The 12,182-nt window shown below is 39.9% G+C and carries 10 protein-coding genes and 4 tRNA genes; 4 read left to right on the forward strand and 10 right to left on the reverse strand.

Annotated elements, in window-relative coordinates; all coding sequences use genetic code 11:
- The first annotated feature begins 123 nt into the window (after positions 1 to 123).
- A complete protein-coding gene (locus AC4CU0_RS05570; protein WP_168379169.1) occupies positions 124 to 384 on the forward strand; it encodes a hypothetical protein in 261 nt (86 codons plus the stop codon).
- A gap of 75 nt (positions 385 to 459) precedes the next feature.
- Here AC4CU0_RS05570 and AC4CU0_RS05575 read toward each other — a convergent pair whose 3' ends face one another.
- The 7 genes from AC4CU0_RS05575 to AC4CU0_RS05605 form a co-directional block, all read right to left on the reverse strand.
- Positions 460 to 942: a DUF2726 domain-containing protein gene (locus AC4CU0_RS05575; protein ID WP_490742656.1), complete on the reverse strand. Its 483-nt coding sequence runs from the start codon at positions 940 to 942 to the stop codon at positions 460 to 462.
- 22 nt (positions 943 to 964) lie between these two features.
- Positions 965 to 1,040: transfer RNA gene (locus AC4CU0_RS05580), tRNA-Asn, on the reverse strand.
- A gap of 255 nt (positions 1,041 to 1,295) precedes the next feature.
- Positions 1,296 to 1,371 (reverse strand) — tRNA-Asn (locus tag AC4CU0_RS05585).
- Between the two features lie 216 nt (positions 1,372 to 1,587).
- Positions 1,588 to 1,663: transfer RNA gene (locus tag AC4CU0_RS05590), tRNA-Asn, on the reverse strand.
- Positions 1,664 to 1,668: 5 nt separating this feature from the next.
- A tRNA-Asn gene (locus tag AC4CU0_RS05595) sits at positions 1,669 to 1,744 on the reverse strand.
- A gap of 811 nt (positions 1,745 to 2,555) precedes the next feature.
- A complete protein-coding gene (gene sodB / locus AC4CU0_RS05600; protein ID WP_078192384.1) occupies positions 2,556 to 3,182 on the reverse strand; it encodes a superoxide dismutase SodB in 627 nt (208 codons plus the stop codon).
- A gap of 156 nt (positions 3,183 to 3,338) precedes the next feature.
- On the reverse strand, positions 3,339 to 4,097 hold the full coding sequence (locus tag AC4CU0_RS05605) for a Nif3-like dinuclear metal center hexameric protein (protein ID WP_490742657.1): 759 nt from the start codon (positions 4,095 to 4,097) through the stop codon (positions 3,339 to 3,341).
- 169 nt (positions 4,098 to 4,266) lie between these two features.
- Here AC4CU0_RS05605 and AC4CU0_RS05610 point away from each other — a divergent pair, with 169 nt between their 5' ends.
- Positions 4,267 to 5,445 carry a S1C family serine protease gene (locus tag AC4CU0_RS05610; RefSeq protein ID WP_490742658.1) on the forward strand — a complete coding sequence of 393 codons (1,179 nt, stop codon included), beginning with the start codon at positions 4,267 to 4,269 and terminating at the stop codon, positions 5,443 to 5,445.
- A gap of 185 nt (positions 5,446 to 5,630) precedes the next feature.
- Entirely contained in the window at positions 5,631 to 5,888 is a 258-nt protein-coding gene (locus tag AC4CU0_RS05615; protein WP_490742659.1) for a hypothetical protein, read from the forward strand.
- A gap of 104 nt (positions 5,889 to 5,992) precedes the next feature.
- On the opposite strand, the gene AC4CU0_RS05620 is transcribed toward AC4CU0_RS05615, so the two are convergent.
- From AC4CU0_RS05620 to lipA, 3 genes are all read right to left on the reverse strand, one after another.
- Positions 5,993 to 6,379 (reverse strand): carboxymuconolactone decarboxylase family protein, encoded by a 387-nt coding sequence (locus AC4CU0_RS05620; protein ID WP_490742660.1) that lies wholly within the window; start codon positions 6,377 to 6,379, stop codon positions 5,993 to 5,995.
- A 159-nt stretch (positions 6,380 to 6,538) separates the two neighbouring features.
- On the reverse strand, positions 6,539 to 9,052 hold the full coding sequence (locus tag AC4CU0_RS05625; RefSeq protein ID WP_490742661.1) for an acyl-CoA dehydrogenase: 2,514 nt from the start codon (positions 9,050 to 9,052) through the stop codon (positions 6,539 to 6,541).
- Positions 9,053 to 9,472: 420 nt separating this feature from the next.
- Positions 9,473 to 10,486 (reverse strand): lipoyl synthase, encoded by a 1,014-nt coding sequence (gene lipA, locus AC4CU0_RS05630; RefSeq protein ID WP_490742662.1) that lies wholly within the window; start codon positions 10,484 to 10,486, stop codon positions 9,473 to 9,475.
- Positions 10,487 to 10,692: 206 nt separating this feature from the next.
- Between lipA and sthA the strand changes: the two genes are divergently transcribed.
- On the forward strand, positions 10,693 to 12,108 hold the full coding sequence (gene sthA / locus AC4CU0_RS05635) for a Si-specific NAD(P)(+) transhydrogenase (RefSeq protein WP_078190237.1): 1,416 nt from the start codon (positions 10,693 to 10,695) through the stop codon (positions 12,106 to 12,108).
- The last annotated feature ends 74 nt before the right edge of the window (positions 12,109 to 12,182 follow it).

Genomic DNA, 12,182 nt, shown 5'->3' on the forward strand with positions numbered 1-12,182 from the left:
CATTCAATCCGTGAAAATGAGGGGGTACAGTTAGTTCGAGCAAAGAATGTTATGAAGACTTGAGCGAATTTTGTTTTTTGCTATATTGGGCGTCGAATTATTTATGTAAATGAAAGAATAGTTATGTCTGAAGTTAAGCCAAAACCCAATACCAAAAAGATGATCATTTTGATGGCACTTGGGCTATTGATTCCTATATTTTTGGTCAGTATGGCTTTTCTTGCAGTCAATAGTGATGCCAAAAACCAAGAAAAATATAAGCAACAACAAGCTGAAATGATTGAGCGCATTAAAGCTAAAGAAGCCCAAGATGAGGCTTTGGCTGCTGAGGCTGACCAAGCAGTATCAGAAGTGCTGGCAGCTCAAGAGTCAAATGCTCAATAAAATTCTGCTTACGTTATGGATGTGAATGCAATGCGCATTCACTCAATGTTCGATTGTGCTTTAGGTATTTAACAACTATTTATTTACATCATGCCTGAGCGTGTGAACTGTTGGAATACTGGTATAGCGGATTACACGGTAGCCCGCTTCTTCAAGCATTGCATCACGTTCAGCATCTTCTTGCTCTTTGCCTATATGACTAGGGTCATCCAGTTCGATAATCACAAGCACATCATAAGTTTGGTCAAGTATGACAAAATCAGTGACTTTTCGATTAAATCTATTTCTGATTTTGTAATTTTGATTGGTGATCAGTGCGCTAAAAGCCACTTGGGCTAAAATGTGGTAGTTCGGAAATGCTTCATTTAAACGATGAAACATCTTACTTTCAAAGGCAGTGATTACACGACGTGGGAAAAACTTTTGTTTGCTTCTAAACAGTCTCGGAAAGACTAAGCAGACAAGGGCAAAAGTTGCCAAGCAACCAATAATAAAAAATGTAAACTGACTGAGATTTGGCACGAAATAAACTACATATATGAAAAAAGCCCACGTCATGATGCGTGGGCTTTTTAGAATTTGGCTCTCCAACCTGGGCTCGAACCAGGGACCTGCGGATTAACAGTCCGTCGCTCTACCGACTGAGCTATTGGAGAATCTGCACGCATTCTATGGGGCAAATGCAGTGAGGTCAAGTCAGAATTGCAAAAAATAAGGAAATTTAGGCTGAATGTATTAAATATAAACACCTTTAATATAAAGCGTTTTTAAAACTTAAGCTCTGACTATTCTTTCTAATGTGGTCGGAGAGCTAAGTGAATAGCTTAGGTCATAGAGCAAGTGATTCTTATCTTAAAACAAAAGTCAGAGCATAAAAAAGCCCACGACATAATGCGTGGGCTTTTAGAATTTGGCTCTCCAACCTGGGCTCGAACCAGGGACCTGCGGATTAACAGTCCGTCGCTCTACCGACTGAGCTATTGGAGAATCTGAAACGGATTCTAAAGATGTATGGCAGGGTGGTCAAGCCTGATTTAAATAAAATACAGAAAAATCAAATTAAGTGTTTTAAAAATAGCCTAATCAGACAACTTGGTACATATACGGATACTTTTAGGAAAGCAAAAACAAAAAAGTATGTATGCTTTGCTTAAACAGTAGGCAATAAAAAACCCACTTCGTAATGAGTGGGTTTTTAGAATCTGGCTCTTCCACCTGGGCTCGAACCAGGGACCTGCGGATTAACAGTCCGTCGCTCTACCGACTGAGCTATGGAAGAATAGATGGCTCTCCAACCTGGGCTCGAACCAGGGACCTGCGGATTAACAGTCCGTCGCTCTACCGACTGAGCTATTGGAGAATCTGATGCGCATTTTAGGGATGAATTTTAAAGTGGTCAAGCAGATTTGATGAAATGACTATTTGAATGTTTTTTTATTGTTCAAGTCTAGAAATTTTTTCTTAAATAGCGGTTATTTTTGAAGTTTTTTATATCATCTAGGTTGCTGATTTGCTTTATCGTCAAATTTTGTAGATTTAAATTTTTAAGCGTAGTTATACGTTTCTCTTGATCTAAAGGAATTATAATTTGGAATAATAAATATATTTCTAAAATTTGATGGTTTGCGAAGGTATCTAAATGAAATTTAGAAAAAGACATAACAGGTTTAATGGTGTTTTGGAGTAGATTAAAAAGATTTTGATTGTGTTTGAATACAATCCTTAATAAATATTCATTACCGACAGGTAATAGTTTGTAGTGACTTTTTGTGTTGTTAATGGATATGCTTTCTATTTGATCATAGTTAAACTGAATTTTCATTATATAAAGTTGAATTATACAATGACTTTCGAAAAATCTAATTTGTGGCAGTCCATTTTTGATGATAAGTAAAATTAAGACGAATTCCATAATTGATAATCCAGTCAATATTAGTGCTGAATTAAAGCTATATTTAATAGATTCTTGAACATAAGAGTAACTCACATACTGGATTATAGTGATAAAGATAAACATCACTAATATTTTGGTATATTTTGCTTTTAAGATTAGTAATGGTTCTTCATTCATTCTTTTGTGTAGTATTGATTGTTGTGGCAGTATGATATTTAAAGCATAAAAAATCACCCTAAAAGGGTGATTTTTTTGACTTTTGGATAAGTTTTAAAACTTATTTTTCAACGCCAGCAGCTTGACCTGCATATTTAGCGTTTGCATAGTCCCAGTTCACTAGGCTTTCTAAGAAAGTAGAGATGTATTTAGGACGAGCGTTACGGAAGTCGATGTAGTAAGCATGTTCCCAAACGTCGATAGTCAACACTGCAACTTTACCGTGAGCAAGTGGAGTGTCAGCATTTGAAGTTTTAAGGATAGAAAGGTTGCCGTTTACTTCGTCAGCAACTAACCAAGCCCAACCTGAACCGAACTGAGTTGCAGCAGCATTTGCAAATTCTTCAGCGAATTTTTCGTAAGAACCGAAAGCTTCGTCGATTTTAGCTGCTAAAGCGCCAGTAGCTTTACCGCCACCGTTTTTAGCCATACAGTTCCAGTAGAATGTGTGGTTCCATACTTGGGCTGCATTGTTGAAGATACCAGCTTTAGAAGCATCGCCTTTAACAGCAGTGATGATTTCTTCTAAAGTTTTGCCAGCAAGGTCAGTACCTTCAATTGCTTTGTTTAGATTAACCACATAAGTATTGTGGTGTTTGTCGTGATGGTATTCTAAAGTTTCTTTGCTGATGTGCGGAGCAAGATCTTCGTAACCGTAAGGTAACGCTGGTAAAGTAATCGTTGTCATGTTTTCAATTCCTTGCATTTTGCTGGGTTTTGACATTAAGTGCCGTTATTGTAATAGATTCTTGCAGTAAAATGCGCATTGCTTATAAATAACAATACAGAATAAAGCCTGAAAATATACGTATAAGGACTGAGCCAAAGACCAAGACGATTTAAATTAAATCGGGTTATTTAATTCGAAATAACTATACTCAATATTGAACTGTTCTGAAATAGCTTTTGCGAGTCGTTGTACACCATAACGCTCGGTTGCATGATGTCCACATGCATAATAATGCACGTTTAATTCTTCAGCCTCATAAAAAGTGCGTTCACTCACTTCACCTGAAATGTACGCATCACAATCTAATGCAGCCGCCTTGCCAATAAAGTCCTGTGCGCCGCCCGTACAAAAACCAATTTTTTGAATAGAGGGTTTATCTGCCGCCAGGTGAATGGCATCAAATCCTAATCTTTCAGAAACGAACTCTTTAAACGCCGCTGGAGTCATGGCTTGTTTTAAATAACCAACATTGCCAATAGGATTGCGTTCAGTAGGATCTAAAGCTTCAATATTTTCTAATTCGAGCAAATCTGCTATCGCTGCATTATTACCTAAAGTAGGGTGACTATCTAAAGGTAAGTGATAACCAACGAGTGAAATATCGTTTTTGATCAGGCTTTTGATGCGTTTGCCGCGCATACCTGTGATTGGGTAAGCTTCACCTTTCCAAAAATAACCATGATGTACTAATAACAAATCAGCATTTGCTGCTATCGCGGCTTCAATCGCTGTTTGTGATGCGGTAACTGCACATAAAATTTTATGCACTTCTGCTGAGCCTTCAATTTGCAAGCCATTGGGAGCATAGTCCTTAAATTCATGTGCTTTGAGTGTGCTGTCACACCACTGAATAATTTCACTTAACTGAGCCATATACTGTCCAAAATCTCAAAGAGATGCATCAAAATTCACGATTGTTTAAATTGTAACTAAAGAATCACAAATCTCTGTGTTTATTTTTAAGTTTGTTGAAAATATTACATTACAATACGATATAAATTATTTAGCCATTAATGAATTATAAAATTTAGAGGATATAGACGTGCGTCGGACCTTTACATGGTTACCTTGGGTATTATTAATACTTGTGATCATCGGTTTCTTTACATGGCAACAGGTTCAAAAACCTAAAGCACCCATTGCCCCAGATGGGGTTAAAATGCCTGCAGAAAAGGTTGAACCCCTCATTGATACGTCGCGTACAGGCGGTGTGGTTTCATATAGTGCTGCGGTAAAAGTCGCTGCTCCAGCGGTTGTGAATATTTTCACTACGCAAAAAGTGAAACAATTGGATCATCCTTTATTAAATGATCCGGTTTACCGTGAGTTTTTTGGTAATCAACTTCCAGATCAAACTAATCAAAACGAAAATAGTTTAGGTTCTGGTGTGATTGTTCGTCCAGATGGCTATATTTTGACGAATAACCATGTGATTGCGCAGGCCGATCAGATCGTTGTGGCCTTACATGATGGTCGCCGTGCTGAAGCGAAAGTTGTAGGCACAGACCCAGATACAGACCTAGCTGTGATAAAGATCGAAATGAGTCAATTACCGGTTTTGCCGTTTAAGCTAAGCGGCAATCAAGTCGGTGATGTCGTCCTAGCGATTGGTAACCCTTTTGGCGTGGGTCAGACGGTTACGCAAGGGATTATCTCAGCTACAGGTCGTTCAGATTTGGGAATCAACACTTACGAAGACTTTATTCAAACAGATGCTGCGATCAACCCCGGCAACTCTGGTGGTGCTTTAATTGATGTTGCAGGGAACTTAATTGGTGTAAATACCGCGATCTTCTCGCAGTCAGGTGGCTCTTTGGGGATTGGTTTTGCCATTCCTGCAAAAGTATGTCAACAAGTGCTGAACGCTATTTTAAAAGATGGGCGAGTGGTTCGTGGTTGGTTAGGTATTAGTTTACTTCCAATTAAACAAGAAAATATTTTAGATCCACGTGTGAATGGTGTGATTGTCGCAGATGTCATTCGTAATGGACCTGCAGCACAAGCAGGTTTAAAACGTGGTGATAAAATCATGAAAGTGAATAATGAGCTGATTACCTCGACCTCACATTTAATCAATTACGTTGCACAACAAGCGCCATTGAGCACTATGCAAATTGAGATTGAGCGAGACGGAAAGGCGATGACTTTGCCAGTACAAGTGGGAGAGCGTAAACCGCAAACTCAAAACAGTGACTCGCAATATATTCCATTACCCCGCTAGCATAGAAAATCCCTCTTCATGAGGGATTTTTTTTGAGTGCCTTTTTTGTAGATCGCTTTGAAGCGCATCGTTTGCGCCAAACAATGTGCTTTAAAATTGAAATATCAATTACAAAAATGCATTGCACGCTTTGCTGAATTTGGCTTAATTTATAAGCAATAATAATCAGATAAGCGTATAAGAATATGAGCTTTTTACCCGCAGAACATGCCAAAGTTTTATCCAGTCAAGCTAATTTAGATATCACCTTATATAAGGCACGTTTGGCTTTGCTGATTGAAGAAAATGCCAAACAGGGGAATACCGCCGTATTTACGGTTTTACCCAAGCACTTAGCTTTAGAAGAGATTCGAAGTCTATCTGCTGAGCTTACAGAATTGGGATATCAAGTTCGATTTGAAGTGAATGAATTCTTCTATAATTTTAATGTCTACTGGATTTGATTCGGGATTCACTGCATTTAAGGTCCTAAGTTAAAAACAAGATGAAACCCTTTAGAAAACCACGATAATCGCAGTTTTCTAAAGCTGTTTTATAACGTAGCGACTTATTCAGATTTTTGATAGTCATTAATGACTTCAAATGCCGCACGAAAGGCTTCTTGAGTCGCCGGTGCGCCACAATATGGCAAACTATGAAGTAACACTTCCTGAATTTCTTCTACAGTCGCCCCATTATTTAAAGCACCTCGGACATGACCCTTGAGTTCTGTTGGACTTTTTTGTGCAGTTAAAAATGCAATGGTAATCAGTGAGCGATATTTACGGGGTAAAACGCCTTCACGCTGCCAAGTTGAACCCCATGCATGCTCATTAATCCAATCTTGCAAAGGTTGAGTAAATGGCACGGTATTGTCTTGCGCACGTTTGACGAAACTCTCACCCATAACTTCAGTACGAACTTTTAAGCCATTTTCATAATCTTGTTGTGACATGTAGCAAACCCTCTGTGATGTAATTTTGCAGTACAGCCTATACCTTTGACTCTGCGATACCATTGGCTGATGGTCGTATAAAAAAGCCATCCCATTGTTTAACAGTGGAATGGCTTTTATTTTGAGTAAAATTAAGTTTAAAAGCGATGCAGAAGCTGATTAATAACGCAGAAATGCTTCTGGTTCATCATCGGTGTGTTGTTGCTTTTTCACTCCTGGTGTAACGGTTAAATGTGGATTGGATAACTCAAGTTCGTGGATGAGCTGCATGTCAAATACATCTGTGAGTATGCTGTCATAGCGTTGAATGTTGTAAGTGCGGAGCTGTTCAGCTTCAGAGGCTGTAATGACTTTTTGTGCAATCGCATCTTCTATATGTGCTTCAAAAGTTAAACCTTTGAATTGGCCTTTAGATTCAGCTTTTTTAAATTGGTTCCACAGCGGTTCAATTTTCAACAATTGTAAAAAGGCATTTTCCATACGACCAGAAACTTCATCTGCTGCAGTGCTGTAATACACGTGCTTTTTCAGTTCTTGGCGGAAAGTATTGTCTAGCATCATTTGAGTGGCAACTTCACGTTTTAAACGGTCTGTCGGTTTAGCAACAACTCGTCCAAACGGAAAGCAGATGATTTTTACTACGCTTGCTGCTAGTCGCATTGGGAAGTTATCAAATAAGCCATGGAAAGCTTCTTCAACATTGTACAAAGCTTTATCTAATGCAAGTTGCGCATGTAATTGTTCAGCTTCACTTCTTTGACCTTGTTCATAATATTTAAGAATAGCTGTCGCGATAAATAAATAAGAGTGAATGTCTGCAAGTCGTCCAGAGAGCATTTCTTTACGTTTAATATCGCCGGCTAATAGGCCAAGACACATATCTGCAGTCAGCGCGAAATCGGCACTAAAGCGGTTAATTTTTTTATAGTAGGGGCGGCTAAATTCATCTGCTGAAGCTGGTGAGTCTGATGGGCCACCTGTGAACGCATAAGCAAAGGCACGTGCAGTTCGGTTAAAGGTATAGCCTAAGTGCTTAAACAGCATTTCATTGAATGTATTGAGTGCAGTGTTTTTATCTTCGGCTTGAAGTAATTGTAGCTCCTCAAATAAATATGGATGGCAACGCATTGAGCCTTGTCCAAAAATCATCAGAGAGCGACTTAGAATATTGGCACCTTCGACAGTAATTGACACAGGAATGGCCTGATAATTCAAAGCTAAAAAATTACGAGGTCCCATTTGCACGGCACGTCCACCGACGATGTCCATGCCGTGATTAACTACTTTACGCATGGTTTCAGTGGCATAGTATTTAGCCATTGCGGTCATCACAGCAGGTTTGCCGCCTTGGTTTAAACCACAAGTCACCAAATAGCGAAATGCTTCAAGCATATAAGCATCTGAAGCGATATCACTCGATGCTTCTTGTACACCTTCAAAATTACCTACAGAAATTTTAAACTGCTGACGAACTTTGGCAAATGCTCCGACATTTAAATATGCCATTTCTCCAGCTGCCGTTGACAATGCAGGGAGTGAAATACCACGACCAACCGCTAAGCATTCCATTAGCATACGCCAGCCTTTACCGGCATTTTCTATCCCACCAATGATCCAGTCTAAGGGAATAAAGACATCTTTACCTTCAACTGTCCCATTCATAAACGGTGAGCCTGGATTATGACGAGGGCCTGTAATGACACCGTCATGACTCGCTGGTAATAGGGCGCAGGTGATGCCATATTCCGTTTTATTTTTATCTCCCAATAAGCCATCTGGGTCGTATAGTTTAAATGCCAGACCAATGACGGTAGCAATCGGTGCAAGGGTAATCCAGCGTTTGGAGAAGTTCATGTTTAAGCCGAGCACTTGTTGTCCCTCAAAGGTGCCATAACAGACGACACCTGTATCTGGAATGGCGCCTGCATCTGAGCCGGCTTCAGGGCTAGTGAGTCCAAAACAAGGAATTTCTTCACCTTTGGCAAGGCCTGGGAGATATCGGTCTTTTTGTGCTTCAGTACCATAGTGTAGAAGTAATTCTCCCGGTCCAAGCGAGTTGGGCACCATACAACTGACTGCGGCAGTCAGTGAGCGGGATGCAATCTTGCTCATGACACGGCTTTGTGCAAATGAACTAAATTCACGTCCTCCATACGATTTTGGAATCACCAGTCCTAAGAAACCATTATCTTTGATGAATTGCCAAGCTTCTGGAGGGAGGTCTTTATGTTTATGGTGAATATCCCATTCGTTGAGCATGGCACAAAGTTGCTCGACTTCATTATCAATGAAGGATTGTTCTTCAGTACTGAGCTGAGGGTAGGGATAAGCCTCAAATTTTTTCCAATCAGGCGCGCCCATAAATAGCTCTTTTTCCCACCAACTTGTTCCTGCATCTAATGCTTCACGTTCCGTAATACTCATACTCGGCATTGCATTTGCTAAGGTTTTATAGGCAGGTTTGGTGAGCAGATTGAGCCGCAGTGGGTCAATCAACATAACTAAACTTAAAGCAATAAGCGGGATGCCAAGTATTAATGACCATGGGGTTAAAAAGGCGAGTGCAATTGAAACAAATATCAGTGTTATTGCGCCTACAGCTCGTGAAAGTTCAAAGAAAAAAACGGCCCAAAGAGCAAAAATAAAGAGTACTGCACTGAGTATAAATAGCATTTGTTATGGCTCCAGTGACAAGGGCCAGAGCGTTATGCGTTTAAAACAGCCTACATGCGTTTAAAAATGATCTCATCTTTTGTCTTTCTGATTTTAAAGTGCATGAGACTGTCAAAATGGCATCACTCGGCTGGTGAGTATGATTGGACAATTGCGCGAATATAATGAAAGCGCAAATAAAGTGTTATCAATAGATTGATTAATAAATAATCACAACACAATCCCTATCGGGCAAAGAAATGTCACATTACGTAAACTTGGATGATTCGATATATTGGGTTGAATATTGGATACAGTTGTAAAGAACGCACTATTTTCGAAAGATATTATATTGGGAAACGAATTAGGCTGAGGGTGTAAGCCACAAAAAAGCCCTCAATCAATGAGGGCTTTTTTGAGATGTTTTAAATCTTAGAGTGATTAAGCTTCAATGGTTTGAACTGCAATTTTCTTTGCAGGATCAGTTTTACGACGTACCGCAGGCACTGGCTCACCATAGTATTGACGGTCAGCAAAGTAACTTGAACGGACCATTGGTGCAGCCCAAATGTTTTTGAAACCAAGCTTTTGGCCATGTGCAGTGTAACGCTCAAATTCTTCTGGGCTTACAAAACGGTCAATCGGGGCATGTTCTTTAGAGGGCTGTAAGTACTGACCAATGGTGACATAGTCAACATCGTGTGCTTTTAAGTCGTCTAATAACGCGATCACTTCTTCTTCAGTTTCACCAATACCGACCATCAAACCACATTTAGTTGGTACATCTGGGCAGTATTCTTTAAACATTTTTAATAAGTTTAGAGAGTGTTGGTAGTCAGAACCCGGACGCATTGCTTTATACAAACGTGGCACGGTTTCAATGTTGTGGTTAAAGACATCAGGTGGACACTCCGTCATAATACGAAGGGCAACATCCATACGACCACGGAAGTCAGGAACTAGAATTTCCAAAAGTGTTTTTGGACTCAAGTCACGAGCTTCTTTAATACAGTCAACAAAGTGCTGTGCGCCGCCATCAACTAGGTCATCACGGTCGACCGACGTAATTACGGCATATTTCAAACCAAGATTGGCAATGGTTTCTGCCATGTGACGTGGTTCATCTGGGTCAAGAGCATTGGGACGACCATGCGCAACGTCGCAGAATGGGCAACGACGAGTACAGATATCGCCCATAATCATAAAGGTTGCAGTACCGCCACCGAAACATTCAGGTAAGTTCGGGCAAGCCGCTTCTTCACACACGGTATGTAATTTTTGTGCGCGTAAAGTTGTTTTAATACGTTGAACTTCATCAGGGGCAGCCATTTTGACCCGAATCCAGTCAGGCTTACGAGGCGTTTCAACCGTTGGAATGACCTTCACGGGTATGCGAGCGACTTTTTCTGCGCCACGAAGTTTTACACCCTGTACAGGTTTACGGTTCTCAGACATATTCAACTTTTCCACTGTTTTTGACGAGGAGATATTCAAAAAATTAGCTCGATCATTATAGCGGACTTGAGCTTAAATAGGGGGAAAACGATATTCATATAATAAATGTGGTTATCACATAATATATGTGAGCTAAATATCCAAAAAAGTTAGGATATACGTCATAATACAGCCTAGATTAAAGAATATTTGTAAAGGAGCGTTGAATGCCACGTAAGAAAGAGGTCGTTAGTGGAACTTTCGTGAAATACGATGCGGTAGTTCTGGGTTCTGGCCCTGCGGGTGAAGGCGCTGCAATGAAACTTGCTAAATCAGGTAAGCGAGTTGCAATTGTAGATATGCGTGAACAGCTTGGTGGTAACTGTACCCATGTAGGAACAATTCCAAGTAAAGCATTACGTCAGACCGTTTCAAGCATTTTACGTTACCAACGTGACCCTATGTTTCAAAAAGTCGGTGAATGGAAACAGTTCACGATGAAACAGGTGTTACGTAATGCGCATAAAGTGATTCAACAACAAGTTGAAACTCACTCACGTTTTTATGACCGTAATAAAATTGATATTTTCCACGGTCGTGCGTATATCCAAGATCAAAACACTGTTTTGATCTTTAGCAATGAAGGTATGACGGAAACTTTAGTATTCCAGCAATTAGTGATTGCTACAGGTTCACGTCCTTACCGTCCAGCTGCTTTAGACTTTAATCATCCTCGCGTATTTGATTCAGACAAAATTTTGGATCTCGATTATTCAATCCAAAAAATCATCATTTATGGTGCAGGTGTGATTGGTTGTGAATATGCGTCTATCTTTATTGGTCTAGACCACAAAGTTGACTTGATCAATACACAACACAAATTACTCAGCTACTTAGACGATGAAATTTCAGATGCATTGTCATATCGTTTACGTGAGCAGGGTGTATTGATTCGCCACAACGAACAGATTGATCATCTTGAAACACATGATGATCATGTGGTTCTGCACTTGCAAAGTGGTAAGAAAATTAAAGCCGACGCGATTTTGTGGTGTAACGGCCGTTCTGGTAATACAGATGGTTTAGGCCTAGAAAATGTAGGTATCAAACCAAACAGCCGTGGTCAATTAACCGTGAATGATCAATATCAAACTGAAGTAGAGAATATCTTTGCTGCGGGTGATGTAATCGGTTGGCCTTCACTTGCATCTGCTGCATATGACCAAGGTCGCTGTGCCGGTTCTAACATGAGCGGTGAAGAAGGAATTGCACCTGTAACGGATATTCCTACAGGTATTTATACAATTCCTGAAATTTCTTCGATTGGTAAAACTGAACAACAGTTAACTGAAGAAAAAATTCCGTATGAAGTGGGTCAGGCATCTTTCCGTCATTTGGCACGTGCGCAAATTACGGGCGATACCGTGGGCGAGCTTAAAATCTTGTTCCATCGTGATACTTTAGAAATTTTAGGCGTTCATTGCTTCGGTAATAATGCTGCGGAAATTATTCACATTGGTCAGGCCGTGATGAACAGCCCGAACAATACGATTAAATATTTCGTAGAAACCACATTTAACTATCCGACTATGGCGGAAGCGTACCGTGTTGCAACATTGAATGGTATGAACCGCTTATTCTAAGGTTAAATTTAACTTAGATTGTGCAATGAAAGACCCGTAAGTTTCGGCTTGCGGGTTTTTTATTGTTAGAATAA

The sequence above is a fragment of the Acinetobacter sp. LipI_15 genome (assembly GCF_058242865.1).

Bases quoted from the DNA above. Each gene is read 5' to 3' on its own strand.
- AC4CU0_RS05570 (WP_168379169.1), top strand. From the start codon at position 124: ATGTCTGAAGTTAAGCCAAAACCCAATACCAAAAAGATGATCATTTTG.
- AC4CU0_RS05575 (WP_490742656.1), bottom strand. From the start codon at position 942: ATGACGTGGGCTTTTTTCATATATGTAGTTTATTTCGTGCCAAATCTC.
- sodB (WP_078192384.1), bottom strand. From the start codon at position 3,182: ATGACAACGATTACTTTACCAGCGTTACCTTACGGTTACGAAGATCTT.
- AC4CU0_RS05605 (WP_490742657.1), bottom strand. From the start codon at position 4,097: ATGGCTCAGTTAAGTGAAATTATTCAGTGGTGTGACAGCACACTCAAA.
- AC4CU0_RS05615 (WP_490742659.1), top strand. From the start codon at position 5,631: ATGAGCTTTTTACCCGCAGAACATGCCAAAGTTTTATCCAGTCAAGCT.
- AC4CU0_RS05620 (WP_490742660.1), bottom strand. From the start codon at position 6,379: ATGTCACAACAAGATTATGAAAATGGCTTAAAAGTTCGTACTGAAGTT.
- AC4CU0_RS05625 (WP_490742661.1), bottom strand. From the start codon at position 9,052: ATGCTATTTATACTCAGTGCAGTACTCTTTATTTTTGCTCTTTGGGCC.
- lipA (WP_490742662.1), bottom strand. From the start codon at position 10,486: ATGTCTGAGAACCGTAAACCTGTACAGGGTGTAAAACTTCGTGGCGCA.
- sthA (WP_078190237.1), top strand. From the start codon at position 10,693: ATGCCACGTAAGAAAGAGGTCGTTAGTGGAACTTTCGTGAAATACGAT.